The sequence below is a fragment of the Methylobacillus draconifructus genome, from assembly GCF_045984385.1.
Taxonomy (GTDB): Bacteria; Pseudomonadota; Gammaproteobacteria; order Burkholderiales; family Methylophilaceae; genus Methylobacillus; species Methylobacillus flagellatus_A.
In genome coordinates this window covers 529,113-548,935 of record NZ_JBJQIJ010000002.1, presented here as the reverse complement: position 1 = coordinate 548,935, position 19,823 = coordinate 529,113, and the positions used below count along the sequence as shown (strand labels likewise).

The following is a 19,823-nucleotide window of genomic DNA, read 5'->3' as shown; positions in this document are numbered from 1 at the left end:
TCGGTATATCGCTTGGCTTAATCTCAAATGAATCTTAGGTGTAACTTAAAAAGTTACAGATTTCATTTAAGTGTTAAGCACTTGTTTGTTGAGTTTTGGATACACATTAACTATGTATCTTTTGCACCCACCTACAAGCACCCACACTTATCGGTTGTTCGTTTTGTTAAAGAGCAGGTTACTTCTTTTTACTCGCCGCCGATTCGTTTCGAATTCAGCGAGAGGGCGCATTATACAGACCTTTTAAACCAGGTCAAGCTAGTTTCGAAATTTATTTACTCAATCAATTTCGCTACCACCTCACACTGCACCACACCCCTCAGCGAGCCGCGCATTTTACAGCTTCTTTCGAACCGGTCAAGCTATTTTTGAAACTAATTTCAAACTGCTTAACTGCGCTTCGCTTTCTCAAGCGAGCTGCGCATTTTACAGACCTTTTTTAATCGGTCAAGGAGAATCTTCATTCCTTCAAACTCTCCTGCGAGCCCCGCCGTTCAAGCGAGGTGCGCATTTTACGTAGCCCAGGATTTTGGTCAAGCCCTTTTTGCCACTGTTACAAAATAATTACATTTGGGACTATCTAGGCGCGACTTACTTGCTAATCATGATACGCGCAAACTTACGCTTGCCCACTTGCGCCACCACTACCGAACCCACGCTGATTTGCAATGCGCGGTCCGTCACCTTCTCGCTATCCAGCTTCACGCCGCCCTGCTCTATCATGCGGAAAGCCTCTGACGTGCTGGCAACCAGTCTGGCCTGCTTTAATAAAGGACCTATCGCGATCGATGGTTCCTGGATCACCACGTTCACTTCCGGCACATCTTCGGGAATGCCACCTTTCGAGCGCAACTCGAAATCTGCAAGCGCATCGACTGCGGCCTGCTTGCTATGGAATCGCGCGACGATTTCCTGCGCGAAACGCACCTTGATGTTTCGCGGGTTCTCGCCAGCCGCCACGGAAGCGCGCCATTGCTCGATGGTCGCTATCGATTCAAATGACAATAAAGTGATATACCGCCACATCAGCTCATCCGAAACCGACATCAACTTACTAAATATAGTATTGGCGGGTTCGGCAATACCTATATAGTTGCCCAGGGACTTGGACATCTTGTTGACGCCGTCCAGGCCTTCCAGCAGCGGAACCGTCAAGACGGACTGCGGCGCCTGGCCAAAATGCTTTTGCAGTTCGCGCCCCATTAATAAGTTGAAGCGCTGGTCGGTGCCGCCAAGTTCGATATCCGCTTTCAAGGCTACCGAGTCGTAACCCTGCAACAAGGGATAAAGGAACTCGTGAATGGCAATCGGCTGATTGCTCTTGTAGCGCTTTTCGAAGTCATCCCGCTCCAGCATGCGCGCCACGGTATGCGTTGCCGCGAGCTTGAGCATGCCTGCGGCGCCAAGCTCATTGATCCAGCTTGAATTGAAGACCACTTCCGTTTGCTCGGGCTTGAGTATCTTGAATACTTGCTCCTGGTAAGTTTGCGCATTGATCTGTACCTGCTCGACGCTCAACGGCGGGCGGGTTGCGCTCTTGCCGGTTGGGTCGCCGATCATGCCGGTGAAATCGCCGATCAGGAACAGCACTTTGTGGCCCAGGTCCTGGAATTGGCGCAGCTTGTTGATCAATACCGCATGCCCCAAGTGCAAATCGGGCGCAGTCGGGTCAAAACCCGCCTTTACCTTTAACGGCTGCCTGGTTTTGAGCTTGTCGATTAATTCCTGCTCGCCGATCAGGTCATCAATACCGCGCTTGATCAACGCCAAACTGTCATTTAAATTTGCCATATCTTTAGAAATAACCGTGATTTAGAATGCTTTTTTGCCTTCACCATGCAGAATTTTTCTGTTAGCATGCCTCATCGTTGATTTGTCACAGTAATGAGGTAGCGACCAGTGCAGCAAACTGAGCAGAGCCAAAAGGAAGTTATTTTAACGCAAAACCCAGCATTAAAAGAACGTAAGCTACGCCTGCGTTGGTTGCTCGCCATTTCAAGCCTGCCGCTGTTCGGCATCATTACCGCTTTCGGTATCGCGCCACAAACCTCTACGCAAGATGTTGCGATCTCCACTATCGTGGAGGATATCGCATTGCCTGAGATTTCCACGCCGTTTGTTTCAGAGAACCTCGAAAGCGAAAACTACTGGCAAGCCGACCAGGTGCGCCGCGATGACACGCTTGCCAGCCTGATGTCCAGGTTGAATGTGCAAAACAGCGAAGCGCTGGAATTCTTGCGCAGAAGTCCCGACGCCAGCGCACTGGCATCCCAGCTCCGGCCTGGGCGCGCCATCCAGGCGCAAGTCAATGCCAATGGTGAATTGCTCAAGCTGCAATATCAGCTCAGCCCCACTTCCACCCTGACCGTAGAACGCACCGACTCGGGCTACCAGGCCAAAACCGGCGAGCCTGTACTAGAAGTCCACAACGTATTGAAAACCGCTGAAATCAGAAGCTCGCTTTTCGCCGCAACCGATGCGGCCGACATCCCGGATTCCGTCGCCATCCAGATGGCGGAAATTTTCTCCTCTGACATCGATTTCCACAGCGACCTGCGCAAAGGCGACCGTTTCGTCGTGATCTACGAGGCCAAGTACAACAACGGCAACTTGGTCAACACCGGTCAGGTACTGGCAGCTGAATTCACCAACCAGGGCAAGACATACAAGGCAGTCATGTACCGCAACCCTGAAGGCAAAGTGGCCTACTACACCCCTGAAGGCAAGAGCCTGCATAAATCATTCCTGCGCTCCCCGCTGGAATTCACCCGCATCAGTTCCGGTTTCACCTTGGGCCGTTTCCATCCTATCCTGCAGAAAATGCGCGCTCACAAGGGCGTAGACCTTGCCGCACCGATCGGCACCCGCATCAAGGCACCTGCTGACGGCGTGGTGCAGTTTGTCGGCGTCAAGGGCGGTTACGGCAACGTCATCTACTTGCAGCACAGCGGCGGCGTGACCACGGTATACGGCCACCTTTCCCGCTTCGCGCCAGGCTTGCGTAACGGCATGAAGGTATCCCAGGGCGACATCATCGGCCATGTGGGCATGACCGGCATGGCGACCGGCCCTCACCTGCATTACGAATTCCTGCTCAACGGCGTGCATAGGGATCCGCTCAAGGTAGCCCTGCCTGCTGCACAGCCACTTTCCCCTCAATACCGTACAGATTTTCTCGCGCACAGTGCCAACCTGAGCGCCCAATTGCAACTGCTGAGTGCAAGCACCGTCGCTTCGCTTGACTAGTGCAGTCCGAGCTTTTCATTGGCTTGATGTCGGGCACCAGCCTGGATGGTGCCGACAGTGTGATCGTTAGGCTGGAGCAGCGGCATTGCCAGGTCATACAACAGCAATTCACACCTTATCCCGCAGCGCTGAAACAGCAATTGTTGGCATTGCATGATCCGGGCCACAATGAGCTCGAATCAACAGCGCTGGTCGGCAACCAGCTTTCCGAGTTATACGCCAAGAATATAGCAGCACTCTTGCAGCAGGCTTCTATTGAGCCGAGCGCAGTACGCGCGATCGGCTGCCACGGGCAAACCATACGTCACCGCCCTGAATTGGGCTTTACCTTGCAGATAGGCAACCCGGCATTGCTGGCCGAGCTGACCGGGATCAACGTCGTCGCCGATTTCCGCAGCCGCGACATTGCAGCAGGCGGACATGGCGCCCCGCTGGTACCCGCCTTCCATGCCGCGATGTTTTCCTCTCCTGGAAAACACCGGGTGGTGCTCAATATCGGCGGCATTGCCAATCTCACCGACCTGCCTGCGTCAAGAAATGCCATCACCGGTTTTGATACCGGGCCCGGCAATATGCTCATGGATGCCTGGATCAACAAGCATCAGGGCAAGGATTACGATGCGGATGGGGCCTGGGCAGCCAGCGGCTCCATCATTCCAGGCTTGCTGAAATCCATGCTGGCCGATCCTTTTTTCGCCATGCAGCCGCCCAAGAGTACGGGGCGCGACACGTTCAACCTAGCCTGGCTCGAGCAACTATTGCACCAGATAAAGGACAAATATTCACCACAAGATGTGCAACGCACGCTTTTGGAGCTGACCGCCATGTCAATTGCCATGGCAGTAACACAGTATTGTGGTAGTGTCGATGAGCTGTATGTATGCGGCGGCGGCGCTTATAATAGCGCTTTGATGCAGCGATTGCGGCAACTGCTGCCACCTGTGGTCATTGAACTGAGCAATTCGCTTGGCCTAGCGGCCAATGCCGTAGAGGCGGCCGCTTTTGCCTGGCTGGCGCAACAGACATTACATGGGCTGCCTGGCAACCTGCCTGCCGTGACCGGCGCACGCGGCCCGCGAATACTTGGCGCAGTTTATGCTGCTTAATTTGTAACCAATCAACCATCTTGACTCCAGAATTATGAAACCAAGCAAAGTCACCCTTACTTTCGATGATGGTTCCGCGCCAATCGAACTGCCTATTCTGCCGGGCAAGCTGGGACCCAGCGTCATCGACATCCGCTCCTTGGGCAAGCATGGCTATTTCACCTACGACCCCGGCTTCCTGTCGACGGCTTCGTGTGATTCCAATATCACTTACATCGACGGTGAAAAAGGCTTACTGTTTTACCGCGGCTATCCCATCGAGCAGTTGGCCGAACACTCCGATTTCATGGAAGTTTGCTACCTGTTGATGCATGGCGAATTGCCCGATGCCGAGCAGAAAGCCAAGTTCACCAACACCATTACGCGCCATAGCATGGTGCACGACCAGCTCACGCACATCTTCCGCGGCTTCCGCCGCGATGCTCACCCGATGGCAGTCATGGTCGGCGTGGTCGGCTCCATGTCCGCCTTCTATCATGAAGCGATCGATGTCAGCGACCCGAAGAACCGCGAATTCGCGGCGCACCGCCTGCTGGCCAAGGTGCCCACGATTGCCGCCTGGAGCTATAAGTACAACATCGGCCAGCCTTTCATGTACCCGAAGAACCGTTTCAACTATGCGGAAAACTTCATGCACATGATGTTCGCCACGCCCTGCGAAGACTACGAGCCCAACCCTGTGCTGGCAAAAGCATTCGAGCGCATCCTGATCCTGCATGCAGACCATGAGCAGAATGCCTCGACCTCCACGGTGCGCTTGGCCGGCTCCAGCGGTGCCAACCCGTTCGCCTGCGTCGCCGCAGGCATTGCCTCGCTATGGGGGCCTGCTCACGGCGGCGCCAATGAAGCCACGCTGAAGATGTTGGAAGAGATCGGCGACGTGAGCCGCATCGGGGAATACATCAAGCGCGCCAAGGATAAGACCGATTCGTTCCGTCTGATGGGTTTCGGCCACCGCGTCTACCGCAACATGGATCCGCGCGCCGCCATCATGCGCCAGACCTGCCACCAGGTTCTCGATGAGCTTGGGCTGCACGACGACCCCATGTTCAAGCTTGCGCTGGAACTGGAAAAGATTGCGCTGGAAGACGAGTATTTTGTCAGCCGGCAGCTTTATCCGAATGTGGATTTCTATTCCGGTATTGTCATGCGCGCGATGGGCATCCCGAACTCCATGTTCACGGCCATCTTCGCCTTGGCGCGTACCGTCGGCTGGGTTGCCCAATGGAATGAGATGATGTCCGATCCCGGTTCCAAGATCGGCCGTCCGCGCCAGCTTTATACCGGCTCAGAGCGCCGCGACTTTATCCCGCTAGGCCAGCGTTAAAACCGCATAGGCAAAATAAAAAGGGGCCAATGGCCCCTTTTTTTTATTTTATACGCCCTGCTTAAGCGGAAAAAGACGATCCGCAACCACAAGTCGTTGTGGCATTGGGATTGCGGATGACGAACTGGGAGCCTTGCAGGCTGTCCTGATAGTCGATCTCGGCACCCACCAGGTATTGCAGGCTCATCGGATCAATCAGCAATGTGACCCCGTCCTTGTCGACGGTCGTATCATCCTCATTGATGATTTCCTCAAAGGTGAAGCCGTACTGGAACCCAGAACAACCGCCACCGCTCACGAACACGCGCAGCTTGAGATCCGGCGAGCCTTCCTCATCGATTAACTCCTTTACCTTGCGCGCCGCATTATCGGTAAAGATTAATGGGCTTGGGATTTCTTCCGTCACTGCGTTCATGGTTAGTAACTCCTTAAACTAATTGAATTCATTATCCTGCTCGAAACTCCCACGGTCAATCTTTGACCTCTGGAACGAGAGAAGTTTCTTTCTTGGCAGCATCACCGATATACACCAGCTGACCCTCAATAATGGCGCCGGTATGGATTTCCAATGATTTGTAATGCACGTCACCGGTAATCCTGGATTTGGCGAGCAGTTCAAGATAGTGGCTTGAGCGCACCGGGCCGCGCACCTCGCCATTCAATACTATCCGCGCCACGGTCACTGCCCCTTCAATGCGGCCCTGTTCGCTCAATACCAGCGTACTGGGGGTGCCGGGCAGCTCGCTTACATCGCCCTTGATCTGGCCATCCACGCGCAAACCGCCGCTGAATGTAATGTTGCCTTCAATGCGCGTATCGGTACTGACCAAGGTATCAATACGGCTTTGGGGTTTATTCTTGCTCTTCAAGAACATGCGTATACCTTTATTCAGGAGGGGTGGCCAGCGTTATCCAGGCAACTCCACCTTTTGACTGATATTGGGCTGTTTAGCCCCCGTTTCAAGGAAGCTGAGTTCCAATTCCTCAGCCGTGACGTCTTCCGGCAGCGCGAAACTGCCGTCTAGGCGCTGATAATAGCGGAAATTCACTTTTGCCTGGTTGCTGTTGGCAGGCTGCAGGAGCAGCGGAAGCTTGACCGGCTGGCCTTGCTGGTTCCTGCCTTGCAGGATAAAGCTCAGATTGCCTTGTACCGGCTTGCTGGCGTTGCCTTGTTGAGAGAGCACCAGGTGGTATTGATAATGGCCGGGCTCCTTGGCTTTTTCCACAAACAAGCGCGTGAGTTTCACATTCTTGGCGGCGGAATCGCCGCTCTGCATGCTTTTATAGAAAGCCAAGTCCTCTTTCAGCTTCATCAGCTCGTCCTGCACCTGTTCGAAATCATGCGCGAGCTTTTCTTGCGCCGCCCGCTGCACTTGTAGCTGCCGCTCTGCCAGGACAGTCCGGCTCATGAGCTCCTTCCTGGTGGGTTCGGACTCGAGCGTCAACGCCAGCGTGCCTGTCGCGCTCAGCCGCCAGTAAGCAAGCGCATAGCCAATCACGACCAGAACTATGATTCCCAGTAATTGCCAATACCAAGCACGATGGGATTTAACCGTCACCGGCTTGGTCGGCTTATGGAAGTGACGCTTGACGCGGCGCGAGATGCGTTTCATCGGTCAATCAAGGCAGCAAAGGCACGATTTCCAGCCCTGCCCGTTCATCAAGCCCGAACATGATGTTCATATTTTGCACCGCTTGTCCCGCCGCCCCTTTGACCAGGTTATCCTGCACCGCGATCACCGTCAGGTAGCCGCTTTCCGGCTGCGGGTGCAATGCCAGGCGCAACTGGTTGCCACCGCGAACCGTACGCGTTTCCGGCAAACTGCCTGGAGGCAGGACATCCACGAACGGCTCGTGCTGGTATCGCGCCTCATACAAGGCCTGAATGTCAGTCTTCAGCCCCTGGTCTGACAGCTTGACGTAGATGGTGGACAGCATGCCACGAATCAGCGGAACCAGGTGGGGCACAAAAATAAATTGCAGCGAGGTGTCGGCCAACTGCTGCAATTGCGCAAGAATCTCAGGATGGTGCCTGTGGCCGGCGACGCCATAGGCTTTCATGTTGTCGCTGGCTTCCGCAAACAAAGTGGCGACCTCCGCTTTTCTGCCGGCGCCGGAAACGCCCGATTTGGAGTCCGAGACGATGGGGACGGATAAATCAATCAACCCTTGCTCCAGCAGCGGCGCCAGTCCCAGCAATACGGTCGTCGGATAGCATCCGGGATTGCCGATCACCTGGGCGGAACGCACTTTTTCACGATACAGCTCAGGAATGCCATATACGGCATCAGCCAGGATATCCGGACAGCCGTGCGGCAGCTTGTACCATTTCTCGAATACCGCCGTATCCTGCAGCCGGAAGTCCGCTGCGAGATCGATCACCTTCACTCCTGCCGCCACCAGCGCTTGCGCCTGGCTCATGGCCACGCCATGCGGCGTAGCAAAGAACACCACGTCGCACTGTGACAGGTCAGCCTGGGCAGGATCGGTGAAGACAAGGCCTACGCGCCCGCGCAGGCTGGGAAACATATCCGCAACCGGCAGCCCGGCTTCGCCGCGCGAAGTAATAACGTTCAATTCCACATGCGGATGCAAGGCCAACAAGCGCAACAACTCAACGCCGGTATACCCTGTACCACCGACAATGCCAACTTTTATCTTTTTGCTTTGCATCACCTGAACTTACCTTCCGTATGCCGCAGGGCATATCCACAGAAAATCTATAGTAACAAAACCCCAAAGCATTTTGAAAACCGCCAAAACAAAAAGCCGCAACAAGTGCGGCTTTTTTGATAATACGACAACAGTAAAGCTTAGCGCTTGGAGAATTGCTTACGGCGGCGCGCCTTGCGGAGGCCGACCTTCTTACGCTCAACTTCACGTGCATCACGAGTCACGAAACCTGCCTTGGACAGGGCGCTCTTCAGAGCAGCATCGTAATCGATCAGCGCACGGGTGATACCGTGGCGCACTGCACCGGCTTGGCCGGACTCGCCGCCGCCAGTCACATTGACCAGAATGTCGAAGCTGGCTTCGTTTTCGGTCAGAGCCAATGGCTGGCGCAGAATCATGCGTGAAGTCACGCGGGAGAAATATTCGTCAGCAGGCTTGTCGTTAACAACGATGTTACCGCTACCGGACTTCAAGAAGACACGAGCTACCGAACTCTTGCGGCGGCCAGTACCGTAGTTATATTTACCAATCATCGCTGCTTATCCTTACGCTTGACTTTGGATTACCAATGGTTGCGGCTGTTGTGCAACATGGTCATGCTTTTCGCCAGCGTAGACCTTGAGCTTGCGGAACATCGCATAACCCAGCGGGCCCTTAGGCAGCATACCCTTGACAGCCTTTTCCAGGGCGCGGCCTGGGAAACGCTCTTGCATCTTGCCAAAAGTTGTTGTGGAGATACCGCCTGGGTAACCACTGTGGCGGTGGTACTTCTTGTCCAGCGCCTTGTTGCCGGTTACCTTGATCTTGTCGGCATTGATCACAACGATATAATCGCCCGTATCCACGTGCGGTGTGTAAATAGTCTTATGCTTGCCACGCAGGCGGTGCGCAATTTCACTCGCCAAACGGCCCAGCACCAAATCCGTAGCATCAACTACGAACCAGTCGCGCTTTACTTCATGCGCTTTTGCAGAAAAGGTCTTCATCGGACAAACCAATATTCGCTGAAAAAATTAAGAGGCGGATTGTATGTCAAGGCCTTACGCTTTGTCAAACATTTCCGAGCTAGATTTTTCAATCTTCATAGATACTTAAAATGCATGCTTAAAGATAATCGCTTGCCAGCACCCCGGCGAAGATGGCAGCGCCAAGCCAATTGTTGTGCAGGAACGCCTTGAAACAAGACGTGCGATCACGCCCGCGGATCAACCCATAATGATACAGGGCGATGAGCGCCGCGGCCGCCAGCCCGGCAAAATACGGCCAGGATTGCTGAAGGCGCACTCCCGTCCAGGCCATCAACACCAGGAAAACGCCGTAGCATGTCATGACGGCGAAGATGTCCAGCCTGCCGAAGAAAATGGCCGAGGATCTGATGCCGATCTTGAGGTCGTCGTTGCGGTCCACCATGGCATATTCGGTGTCATATGCCACCGCCCAGAACACGTTGGCAAGCAGCAATATCCAGGCTTCCAGCGGCAACTGGCCAGTGACGGCCGCAAACGCCATCGGGATGCCGAAGCCGAAAGCAATGCCAAGATAAGCCTGCGGGATGGAGAGGAAGCGCTTGGTCAGAGGGTAGCTGGCGGCCAGGAACAAAGCCGGGAACGACAAGGCCACCACCAGGGCGTTGAGCTGCAGCACGAGGACAAATGCGGCCAGGCTCAATGCCATCGCCAGCAAAACTGCTTCCTTCGCGCTTACGTCGCCGGTCACCAGCGGGCGCTGGCGGGTGCGCTCCACATGGCCGTCGAAATTGCGGTCGGCCAGGTCGTTCATGACGCAGCCCGCCGAACGCATCAACACAGTACCGGCAATGAATACGAACAATACCAGGCCGTCAGGCCAGCCCGGGCTTGCCAGCCATATGCCCCACAAGGTGGGCCAGAGCAGCAACAGGATGCCGATGGGCTTATCCAGCCGGGTCAGGCGGTAATAGGCTTCGAGCTTTTGCTTAATGGGCAGGTTTTTCATTTTAAACAGACGGCCCTATTCAGTTACCACACGCAATTTCAGCACGGCGGGCAGGAACAACTCTGTAACCAGCACCGCCTTCTTCTCCAGCCTGAAGACCGAGCGCCTCGCCCATACCGGGCCGCGAATCGAGGGAATGTGCGCGGCTGCCAGGCGGTAGAGAAAATGCCGGGGTGAAAGTTTCTTGTACTGCAAGGCGCCTCGGCACATGCGCGGATCCGCGAACAAGGCGCTGCCGAGCGAGTGCGCCCCCAGGCGGCCCAGGCCGCGCCAGGCGCCCCGCATAGCTTGTTGGGGCAATAGGCTATGCGCAAACACCACTGCTTCGCCGTCGCAACGCAATATGACGTCACGCAGCAAGGTATGCCGTCGAGGCAGCGCCTGCAATAATTGCGCCTCGGCAAAAGGCGGCTTTTTCCTGGCCAGGCGCAAGGGTTGCACCGCAAACTGCCTGCTATGCTGCTGCAAGCGCCGAGTCAGCGAACCGCGCTCAGCGAGCCAGGGACGGTAATGCCGAGAACCTACGGCCTGCTTGAGCCAGCGGTCTCGCATCTGCGGAAAATGGGCAAAGACTTTCACCGGCCGATTATCTCAGACTTTGACCAATTCTTCCGCATGGCCGAGCCAGCGTGCCAAGTGGGCGTCTGCCGCCTGCGGCGCTTTCTCAAGTAAACCTGCCGCGATCTCGCGCGCAGCTTCCAGCAAGTCCTGGTCCCGCTCCAGGTCGGCGATCCTCAGCATGGGCACCCCGCTCTGTCGTACGCCCATGAACTCTCCCGGCCCGCGCAATGCGAGGTCAGCCTGGGCGATGGCGAAGCCATCGCTGGACTCGTAGATGATCTTGAGGCGCGCGCGCGCGGTTTCCGAGAGCTTGCCGTCCTGGTAGAGCAGGATGCAGCTGCTCTTGGCTGCGCCGCGCCCGACACGGCCGCGCAATTGGTGCAATTGTGCCAGGCCCATGCGCTCGGCATGCTCGATCACCATCAGACTGGCATTGGGTACATCCACGCCCACTTCGATCACAGTCGTCGCCACCAGCAGCTGGGTTTCGCCTGCGCTGAACGCGGCCATCACCGCCTGTTTCTCGGCAGGCTTCATGCGGCCATGCACCAACCCCACCCGCAACTGCGGGAAAGTCTCGCGCAGGTTCTCGTATGTTTCGGTCACGGTCTGCAATTGCAATGCCTCGGATTCCTCTATCAAGGGGCAGACCCAATAAGCCTGCCGCCCCTCCATGCAGGCATGCTGCACGCGCTCCAGCACTTCGTCCCGCCTGGCATCGGATACCAGCCGGGTCACGATGGGCGTACGCCCAGGCGGAAGCTCGTCGATCACCGATACATCGAGGTCGGCAAAGTAGCTCATGGACAAGGTGCGCGGAATCGGCGTGGCGCTCATCATGAGTTGATGCGGCTGCACGCCCTTCTGCCGCAATGACAGGCGCTGCTGTACGCCAAAGCGGTGCTGCTCGTCGACAACGGCAAGCGCCAGCCGTTGGAACACGACCTGGTCCTGGAACAAGGCATGGGTACCGATCACGAGTTGCGCTTCGCCGTTCTCCACAGCAGCCATCATCTCGCGCCGCTCCTTCTTGCCCTGGCTGCCGGACAGCCAGGCCACCTGTATGCCCAAGGGCGCCAGCCAAGCCTGCATCTTCTGGTAATGCTGCTCGGCGAGGATTTCCGTCGGCGCCATGATGGCTGCCTGGTAGCCGTTTTCAATCGCCTGCAACGCCGCCATCGCGGCGACTATAGTCTTGCCGCTGCCGACATCGCCCTGCAACAGGCGCTGCATGGGGTGCGGCTGTTCCAGGTCGCGGCCAATCTCCACGGCAACGCGCTGCTGGGCCTGGGTCAGGGCGAACGGCAGGCTGCGCAGCAAGGCAGTGACCAAGGTGTGGGACGGCGGCAGTGCAGGCGCGCCCTGGTGCCTGCGGCGCGCATGATGCTTGCGCATGGAAAGTTGCTGCGCGAGCAATTCATCAAAGGCCAGCCGCCGCCATGCGGGATGGTCGCGGGATTCCAGGCTGCGCAGCGCCGCCTCTGGCGCCGGATGGTGCAGGAGGTGCAGGCTTTCCGCGAATCCCGGCAAGGAAAGTCCGCGGTATATCTCCTGCGGCAGGATTTCCGCGGTATCCACCTGCTCCAATGCCCAGGATATCCATTTGCGCAACGCGGCCTGGCTCAAGCCTGCCGTGGTGGGGTAAAACGGCGTCAATGCCTCGGCAACCGGCGCATCCTCTTCCACCTGTTTGCACTGCGGATGCACCATTTCCCAGCCGAAGAAGCCGCCGCGCACTTCGCCGAAGGCGCGGATATGCCGCCCTTCCTTCAGGCTGGCGACCTGGCTGGGGTAGAAATTCAGGAAACGCAGCACCAGCTGCCCCGTGTCGTCGCGCAACCGGCAAATCAGTGCTTTTCGCGGACGGTATTGCACCTCGGCATGCACGATCTCGCCCTGCACCTGGGCCTGCTCGCCGGTATGCAGGTCACGAATCGCCGTGATGCGGGTTTCGTCGAGGTAGCGCAGGGGCATGTGCAGCAGCAGGCCCTGGCAATTGAGGATGCCAAGCTTGGCAAGCCGCCCCTGCAACGCAGGGGTCATGCCTTTAATGCCGTCGAGCTTGCTGTTGGCAGGTAGTTTTGACGCCATGATCCTGGGAAGTTATTGATCCTGGCTGAGTCGCTCAATATGTCATGAGCAGGCAGGAAAATCGGTCAAGCGACCCTGGCGGCATTGCTGGGCACTCGATACAAGCGCAAGCAATGCAACACGCCAGGAAAGTAGTCGTGCTAGGCGCCAATCTCCAGCACGCCATCGGCTTCCACCAGCGCGTTGCGCGGCAGCTGCGCCACGCCGACCGCTGCGCGGGCAGGATAAGGCTGGGTGAAGTATTCCGCCATGATGGTGTTCACCAGCGCAAAGTGAGAAAGGTCGGTCAGGAAGATATTGAGCTTGACCACGTCCGCGAGCGAGCCGCCGGCGGCTTCCGCCACGGCCTTGAGATTCTTGAATACGCGGTGGACTTGCGCCTCGATGCCATCCACCATTTCCATGGTCGCAGGGTCAAGGCCGATCTGGCCGGATAGGTAGACGGTGCTGCCGTTGACCTTGACTGCCTGGGAATAGGTGCCGATCGCCTGGGGGGCGCCATCGGTATGGATGATTTGCTTGGCCATGTATCTCTCCTGAAAACTCGATTGGTTGAAGTATTATTGGTTGAAAAGTGACGCTACTGAATCCGCTGCTCGGCTCCGGAACCCTTGACGCGATTGATGCGCACCACATCCGGAATCTTGCGCAGGCGCCGCATCAGCTCGGCCAGGTGCACGCGGTTCTCCACCTGCACGGTGAAGTTCATGTTGGTGTAGGTGCTGTTGTCCGCCTCTTCCATGCTGACATTGTCGATATTCGAGCCAGCCTCGGCAATGCCGGAGGCGATCTTCGCCAGCATGCCGCGGCGGTTCGCCACCACCAGCTTGAGGCTGACCTTGTACAGCCTGTGCCCCTGCGGGTCCCATTCCACGTCCAGCCACTTGTCGGGATCGAGGCGGAACTTACGTATTGCCGGGCAGTCGTGCGTATGGATAACCAATCCCTTGTCCTTGTTGATGAAGCCCAGGATGGGATCGCCGGGAATGGGGCGGCAGCATTGCGCGAACTGCACCGCCATGCCCTCGGAGCCGCGGATGGTGATGGTGTCCAGCACCTTGGCAGGCACCTTCTGCTGCTCCGCCACGGCTTCCTGCTGCCCGGCCTGCGCCATCAACTGGTGTGCCACCATGACGTTCAGGCGCTTGCCCATGCCGATGTCCGCGAGGATTTCGTCCTTGCTCTTCGCGCCATAATCCCGCACCAGGCGCTGCCAGGCAGGATCATCAATCGTGATGGGGTTGGCATGTAGGGCGCGCAGCGCCTGGTTGAGCATGCGCTCGCCCAGCAATGCCGACTCGGTGGACTGCATGGATTTGAGGTAGTGCCGGATATGGGCGCGCGCCTTGCCGGTCAGCACGTAATTGAGCCATGCGGGGTTGGGGTGCGCATGAGCGGCGGTGATGATCTCGACATGGTCGCCGTTGTGCAGCTCGGTCCGCAAGGGAGCGAGTTCCTGGTTGATCTTCACCGCCACGCAGCGGTTGCCGATGTCGGTATGCACCGCATAGGCGAAATCGACGGCAGTGGCCCCCTTGGGCAATGCCATGATGGTGCCCTTGGGCGTGAAGACGTAGACCTCGTCCGGGAACAGGTCGACCTTGAAATGTTCGAGAAACTCGAGCGAGTCGGTGCTCTCGCTCTGGATGTCCAGCAGGCGCTGCAGCCATTGGTGCGTTTGCTGCTGCAAGGCCGTCAGGTGGGCATCCGTGGTCTTGTAGAGCCAGTGCGCGGCAACCCCCGCATCGGCAATGTTGTGCATTTCGCGGCTGCGGATCTGGATCTCGATCGGCGTGCCGAACGGGCCGAACAACGTCGTATGCAACGACTGGTAGCCGTTGGCCTTGGGGATGGCGATATAGTCCTTGAACTTGCCGGGAATCGGCTTGTATAGCCCGTGCAGCACGCCTAGGGCGGCGTAACAGGTCGGCAGGTCGCGCACGATGACGCGAAAGCCGTAGATATCGTAGATCTGCGAGAAGGTGACGGTCTTGCCCGTCATTTTCTTGTAGATGCTGTAGAGGTGCTTTTCGCGCCCAGTCACCTCGGCATCGATATGCTGGTCTTTCAGGCGCTGGTTGATGGCGTCGAGGATCTTGCCGACCACTTCCTTGCGGTTGCCGCGCGCCGCCATGACCGCCTTGGAAATCACGCGGTGGCGCATCGGGTAAAGGTACTTGAAGCTCAGGTCTTCCAGCGTCTGGTAAATCTCGTTGAGCCCGAGCCGGTTGGCGATCGGCGCATAGATATCCAGCGTTTCACGCGCGATGCGCCGCTGCTTCTCCGGTTTCATGACATCGAGCGTGCTCATGTTGTGCAAGCGGTCGGCAAGCTTAACCAGGATCACGCGCACGTCCTGCGACATCGCCAGCAGCATTTTGCGGAAATTCTCCGCCTGCGCTTGGGTCGCGCTCTGGAATTCGATCTTGTCGAGCTTGGACAATCCGTCCACCAGCTCGGCCACCTGTTTGCCGAATTTCTCGCCGATTTGCTGCTTGGTGACGCCGGTATCCTCCACCACATCGTGCAGCAAGGCCGCGATCAAGGTCGGAGGATCGAGATGCAGTTCGGCCAGGATGCCGGCCACGCTGACCGGGTGAATCACATAGGGCTCGCCGCTGCGGCGCACCTGCCCTTCATGCGCAGCAGCGCTGAAACGGTAGGCATCCCAGATATGGTCTATGTCGTCTTGCTTGAGGTATTCCCGCAGGCGCAGGGTGAGTTGGGAGTCTTCGCTGTCCGCTGGCAGCAAAGGTAAGGGTGAAACTGGTTCGGCTGGTCTTTTGGCTGCGGTCTTGGGCATAAATTCCAGTAATTACTCAATTCTACATAGTCGCCAACCCGGGACCGTGCATTGGCATGATCCCGGCTGCATCACCAGCTAGCATTCACTGCAAGGTTGTGCGATCAGGCGTGTCCGCGATTAAGCACTTCCAGGCCTACCTTGGCAGCCGCGATTTCACGCAGCGCCAGCACGGTGGGCTTATCCTTGCTGCCGTGCGCGTTCACGAGCGGCTCCGAGCCATTGGCGAGCTGGCGTGCGCGGTAGGCGGCGACAAGGGTCAACTGGAAACGGTTGGGTATCTTTTCCAGACAATCATCAACGGTAATACGTGCCATGTTACGAATATCTCCTGAATTTTGTCATGTACATTTACATGGGCCGGAAGACGGCTAGAGCAGTTTTTGCACCACATCCTGGTAGCGCAGCAATTGCTTTTCGCGCCGCAATCTCTGGCTGCGGATAATGGCCCGCAGGTCTTCCAGCGCATGTTCGAATCTGTCGTTGATTGTAACATAGTCGAATTCCGCCACGTGGCGCATCTCGTCCCGCGCCGCAGCAAGCCTGCGCACAATCACCTCCGCGCTATCCTGCGCGCGGTTGTTCAGGCGCTGCTCCAGGGCCTCCATCGAAGGCGGCAGGATGAAGATGCTGATGGCTTCGGCATACTGGCTGCGCACCTGCTGCGCGCCCTGCCAGTCGATTTCCAGGATCAGGTCGTATCCTTCCGCCAATACGGAATTCACCGTCGACTGCGATGTGCCGTAATAAGCGCCGTGCACCTGCGCGCTTTCGAGGAAGTCGCCGTGGTTGAGCAGTTCCACGAACCTGGCTTCCTCGACGAAATGGTAATGCACGCCGTCCTCCTCGCCCGGCCGCGGCTGGCGCGTGGTATGGGAGACAGAGAGCTTGATATGCTCGTCGCCGTCCAGCAGCGCGCGCACCAGCGAGGTTTTTCCGGCGCCCGATGGGGCGGTGATAATGAATAGGTTGCCTTTCATAGCATGGAATTCCGTCGTGCAAACTTAAAAAAATCAGACCCGATGCGCCAGTCTGCGCCTGTAGAAGATGGATGACAACAAGGCCGCCATGATGAATACCACGCCGATGAGGCCGGTCACCACCTCAGGCACGGGCCGGTAGATGGTATAGAACATGATCAGTCCGAGCACCCCGATCGCATAGTGGGCGCCGTGCTCCAGGTAAACATAGTTGTCGAGCGTGCCCTTGTACACCAGGCGCACGGTCATGGAACGCACGAACATCGCACCTATGGTCAGGCCCAGCATGATGATCACCACGTCGCGCGTAATCGCAAACGCGCCAATCACGCCGTCGAACGAGAACGAGGCGTCGAGAATTTCCAGGTAAAGAAAACCCATCGCCCCGTTGCGCTTCGCGGTCTTGGCGAAGGCGTCGCCCTCGGCCTGCGAGGAGAAAAACCCGCTCAGGCTGTCGATCACCACATACAGCACCACCCCGCTCAACCCTGCCAGCAGGATGGTCAGGCGCTCTGCCTGCGAAATGGGCAGGAAGTTCTGCAAGCCCAGCAGGATCAGCAGGATGACGATGATCTTGATGGACTCCAGGCTGCCCAGCCTGCCGAATGCCGCTTCCAGGCGGCCCAGCCAGTGCAGCTCCTTCTCCGGGTCCAGCAGGAAGCTCAGGAACACCAGGAACAGGAAGGAGCCGCCGAATGCCGCAATCGCGTTATGGCCATCGTCGAGGTAGTCGGCATACAGCACCGGATTATTGATCGCCATATCGGCCACCTCGAGCAGCCCCTGGTCGGTGGCCGCCGCCACCAGCAACAAAGGGAACAGCAGGCGTACGCCGAACACGGCAATCAGGATGCCCACGGTGAGGAAGATATGCCGCCATTTTTCGTCCATCTCCTTGAGGATGGAGGCGTTCACCACGGCATTGTCGAAAGACAGGCTGATTTCCATGATGCCGAGGATCAGCGCCACGCTCAGCGCAGGCCAGATGCCGGACACCCCGCCCTTGATTTCGTAGCCCCAGAGCGCGGCCAGCCCGAGGCAGAGGAAAGTGACGAAAAAGGAATATCTGAAATCGCGCATTGCTTAAGTTCCGGATCAATGAGGTTCGCGGCCAGGCAGCAGCCTGCGCCAGGACAATCGGACGGCTACTCTATGTTCTGCACTTGCTCGCGCATTTGCTCGATCAGCAGCTTGAGCGCCATGGCGACTTGCGACACTTCAGTGGAAACAGACTTGGAAGCCAGGGTATTGGCTTCGCGGTTCAGTTCCTGCATGAGGAAATCCAGCTGCTTGCCTGCCGGGCTGCCTGCTTCGAGAATGCGCTTCACTTCCTCGATATGCGCGCCCAGACGGCTCAACTCCTCATCCACATCAATCCGCTGGGCGAAGATGGTGAGTTCCTGGCGGATACGCTCGTCATCCACCGAACCCAGCGCTTCCTGCAGTTTGCCGTACAGGCGCTCCTGATAAATCTTCACCTGCTCGGGCAGCAAGGGACGCACCCTGGCGACCAGGCCTTCCATTTCCGCCAGGCGGTCGAGGATGATGGCCTTGAGTTTGATGCCTTCGCGCGCCCGTGCTTCCGTCATCTGCTGCACCAGCTTCAGCAGGCTGTCGCGAATGGCGGCTGCCAAGGCCTCGTGATCCGCGCCTTCCCCCGATATCACCCCTGGCCAGCGCAGGATGTCCGCCACGCTCAAGGGGCGGCTTTCCGGGAAGTGGCGTTGCACGCTGACGGTCATCTGAGCCAGCTGCTGCAACACCATGTCGTCCAGCTGCACCTGCCGCTGTTCGGAGGCGCGATGTGCCAGGCTGATGCGGCACTCCACCTTGCCGCGCTTGAGGCGCTGGTTGATCAGTTCGCGCACCTGCGGTTCGAACATGCGCACATTGTCATCCAGCTTGAGCTGCAACTCGAGGTAGCGATGATTGACCGAGCGCAGTTCGAGCACCAGAACGCCATGGCTCACCTCCTGCTCCAGCGAGGCATAACCCGTCATGCTGAAAATCATGTTGATGGAAATTCCCGATTAAATTTGGCCCATGGTATCAAATCCGGAGCGTTTCATGACAGAATAGCCTGCAAATTATAGGTTTTACCCTTGCCGCCCATCATTCACCAGCACATGCACGCCAACCAGAATCTTGCCCTGCCGCCAGGCTACCAATTGCAGGGCTATGAAATCAAAAAGCTTCTCAGTGCCGGTGGATTCAGCTTCGTCTATATCGCGCGCGACCTGGAAAACGACACCACCGTCGCCATCAAGGAATACCTTCCCAACATGCTCGCGCTGCGTAAGGAAGGCGACCAGGTACGCATTCCGACCAATGAAGCCGCCGCAGGATTCCGTTTCGGATTGAAATGCTTTTTCGAGGAAGGCCGGGCGCTGGCCAATATCGAGCACAAGAACATCGTACGCGTGCAGAACTTCTTCCGCGCCAATGACACCGTCTACATGGTGATGCGCTACGAACGCGGCAAATCCCTGCAGGAATACGTGCTGGCGCGCGACACAGCCTTGCCGGAAACCATGCTGCGCAGCGTGTTCAGCCAGCTGCTCAACGGCCTGCGCGAGGTGCATGCGCAAAAGCTGCTGCACCTCGACATCAAGCCAGCCAACATCTATATCCGCCTGGACGGCTCCCCGGTATTGCTGGATTTCGGCTCCGCCCGCATGGCGCTCAACGAAGCCTCCAACGCGCTGCCGCCAAGCTATACCCCCGGATTCGCCTCGCCCGAGCAATATGGCGACCGCAAGCAACTCGGCCCATGGAGCGATGTCTACAGCATAGGCGCCAGCATGTACGCCTGCCTGCTTCAGGCCGCGCCGCAAGCGGCGGACCAGCGCGTGAGGAAGGACCAGCTGGTGCCTGCAGTCAGGCTGGGCAAGGGAAGGTACTCGCGTAACCTGCTGCAGATCATCGACAACTGCATGGCCTTGGACCACATGGACCGCCCGCCCAGCGTGTTTGCCTTGCAGAAATCGTTGCTGGAAGCGGTGCCGCTGCCCGCGCGCCACGGCTGGCTGAACAAGATTACTTCGCTATTCACCCAGGATTGA

The 19,823-nt window shown here is 57.5% G+C and carries 20 protein-coding genes; 4 read left to right on the top strand and 16 right to left on the bottom strand.

The genetic code is table 11. From position 1 onward, the window contains the following. Positions 1-591 precede the first annotated feature (591 nt). Positions 592-1,791 (bottom strand): tyrosine--tRNA ligase, encoded by a 1,200-nt coding sequence (tyrS, locus tag ACKF11_RS06415; RefSeq protein ID WP_407996384.1) that lies wholly within the window; start codon positions 1,789-1,791, stop codon positions 592-594. A 108-nt stretch (positions 1,792-1,899) separates the two neighbouring features. Between tyrS and ACKF11_RS06410 the strand changes: the two genes are divergently transcribed. The 3 genes from ACKF11_RS06410 to gltA are packed head-to-tail and all read left to right on the top strand — an operon-like array spanning position 1,900 to position 5,679. Then, complete coding sequence (locus ACKF11_RS06410) at positions 1,900-3,246, top strand: peptidoglycan DD-metalloendopeptidase family protein (RefSeq protein WP_405029513.1); 1,347 nt, start codon at positions 1,900-1,902, stop codon at positions 3,244-3,246. Next, positions 3,246-4,352 (top strand): anhydro-N-acetylmuramic acid kinase, encoded by a 1,107-nt coding sequence (locus ACKF11_RS06405; RefSeq protein ID WP_407996383.1) that lies wholly within the window; start codon positions 3,246-3,248, stop codon positions 4,350-4,352. The genes ACKF11_RS06410 and ACKF11_RS06405 overlap by 1 nt, the downstream gene beginning before the upstream one ends. Positions 4,353-4,386: 34 nt before the next feature. Further along, the gene (gene gltA / locus ACKF11_RS06400) at positions 4,387-5,679 is read left to right on the top strand and encodes a citrate synthase (protein WP_407993536.1); all 1,293 of its coding nucleotides are present in this window, start codon (positions 4,387-4,389) and stop codon (positions 5,677-5,679) included. Positions 5,680-5,740: 61 nt separating this feature from the next. Here the strand turns inward: gltA and erpA are convergent, their stop codons facing one another. The 15 genes from erpA to ACKF11_RS06325 form a co-directional block, all read right to left on the bottom strand. Next, on the bottom strand, positions 5,741-6,094 hold the full coding sequence (gene erpA / locus ACKF11_RS06395) for an iron-sulfur cluster insertion protein ErpA (protein ID WP_309566045.1): 354 nt from the start codon (positions 6,092-6,094) through the stop codon (positions 5,741-5,743). Between the two features lie 55 nt (positions 6,095-6,149). Next, positions 6,150-6,554 carry a bactofilin family protein gene (locus tag ACKF11_RS06390; RefSeq protein WP_309566044.1) on the bottom strand — a complete coding sequence of 135 codons (405 nt, stop codon included), beginning with the start codon at positions 6,552-6,554 and terminating at the stop codon, positions 6,150-6,152. A gap of 33 nt (positions 6,555-6,587) precedes the next feature. Continuing rightward, entirely contained in the window at positions 6,588-7,292 is a 705-nt protein-coding gene (locus ACKF11_RS06385) for a DUF6776 family protein (RefSeq protein WP_407996382.1), read from the bottom strand. Positions 7,293-7,299: 7 nt separating this feature from the next. Further along, entirely contained in the window at positions 7,300-8,352 is a 1,053-nt protein-coding gene (gene argC, locus ACKF11_RS06380; RefSeq protein WP_407996381.1) for an N-acetyl-gamma-glutamyl-phosphate reductase, read from the bottom strand. Between the two features lie 140 nt (positions 8,353-8,492). After that, positions 8,493-8,885 (bottom strand): 30S ribosomal protein S9, encoded by a 393-nt coding sequence (rpsI, locus tag ACKF11_RS06375; protein WP_230348300.1) that lies wholly within the window; start codon positions 8,883-8,885, stop codon positions 8,493-8,495. A 12-nt stretch (positions 8,886-8,897) separates the two neighbouring features. After that, positions 8,898-9,338, bottom strand: coding sequence for a 50S ribosomal protein L13 (gene rplM / locus ACKF11_RS06370; RefSeq protein WP_025872981.1), 441 nt, complete (start codon positions 9,336-9,338; stop codon positions 8,898-8,900). A 118-nt stretch (positions 9,339-9,456) separates the two neighbouring features. Then, entirely contained in the window at positions 9,457-10,326 is an 870-nt protein-coding gene (ubiA, locus tag ACKF11_RS06365; RefSeq protein ID WP_407996380.1) for a 4-hydroxybenzoate octaprenyltransferase, read from the bottom strand. A 15-nt stretch (positions 10,327-10,341) separates the two neighbouring features. Beyond that, entirely contained in the window at positions 10,342-10,905 is a 564-nt protein-coding gene (locus tag ACKF11_RS06360) for a chorismate--pyruvate lyase family protein (protein WP_407996379.1), read from the bottom strand. 12 nt (positions 10,906-10,917) lie between these two features. Then, a complete protein-coding gene (recG, locus tag ACKF11_RS06355) occupies positions 10,918-12,978 on the bottom strand; it encodes an ATP-dependent DNA helicase RecG (protein ID WP_407996378.1) in 2,061 nt (686 codons plus the stop codon). 140 nt (positions 12,979-13,118) lie between these two features. Next, a complete protein-coding gene (gene ridA / locus ACKF11_RS06350) occupies positions 13,119-13,505 on the bottom strand; it encodes a deaminase RidA (RefSeq protein ID WP_407996377.1) in 387 nt (128 codons plus the stop codon). A 53-nt stretch (positions 13,506-13,558) separates the two neighbouring features. Further along, positions 13,559-15,781: a RelA/SpoT family protein gene (locus ACKF11_RS06345; protein WP_407993530.1), complete on the bottom strand. Its 2,223-nt coding sequence runs from the start codon at positions 15,779-15,781 to the stop codon at positions 13,559-13,561. Positions 15,782-15,885: 104 nt separating this feature from the next. Further along, positions 15,886-16,098: a DNA-directed RNA polymerase subunit omega gene (gene rpoZ / locus ACKF11_RS06340; protein ID WP_309566036.1), complete on the bottom strand. Its 213-nt coding sequence runs from the start codon at positions 16,096-16,098 to the stop codon at positions 15,886-15,888. A 54-nt stretch (positions 16,099-16,152) separates the two neighbouring features. Then, positions 16,153-16,761, bottom strand: coding sequence for a guanylate kinase (gmk, locus tag ACKF11_RS06335; RefSeq protein WP_309566035.1), 609 nt, complete (start codon positions 16,759-16,761; stop codon positions 16,153-16,155). 33 nt (positions 16,762-16,794) lie between these two features. Beyond that, entirely contained in the window at positions 16,795-17,841 is a 1,047-nt protein-coding gene (locus ACKF11_RS06330; protein WP_309566034.1) for a DUF475 domain-containing protein, read from the bottom strand. Between the two features lie 65 nt (positions 17,842-17,906). Next, a complete protein-coding gene (locus tag ACKF11_RS06325) occupies positions 17,907-18,773 on the bottom strand; it encodes a YicC/YloC family endoribonuclease (RefSeq protein WP_407996376.1) in 867 nt (288 codons plus the stop codon). Positions 18,774-18,887: 114 nt separating this feature from the next. Between ACKF11_RS06325 and ACKF11_RS06320 the strand changes: the two genes are divergently transcribed. After that, complete coding sequence (locus ACKF11_RS06320; RefSeq protein ID WP_309566064.1) at positions 18,888-19,823, top strand: serine/threonine protein kinase; 936 nt, start codon at positions 18,888-18,890, stop codon at positions 19,821-19,823.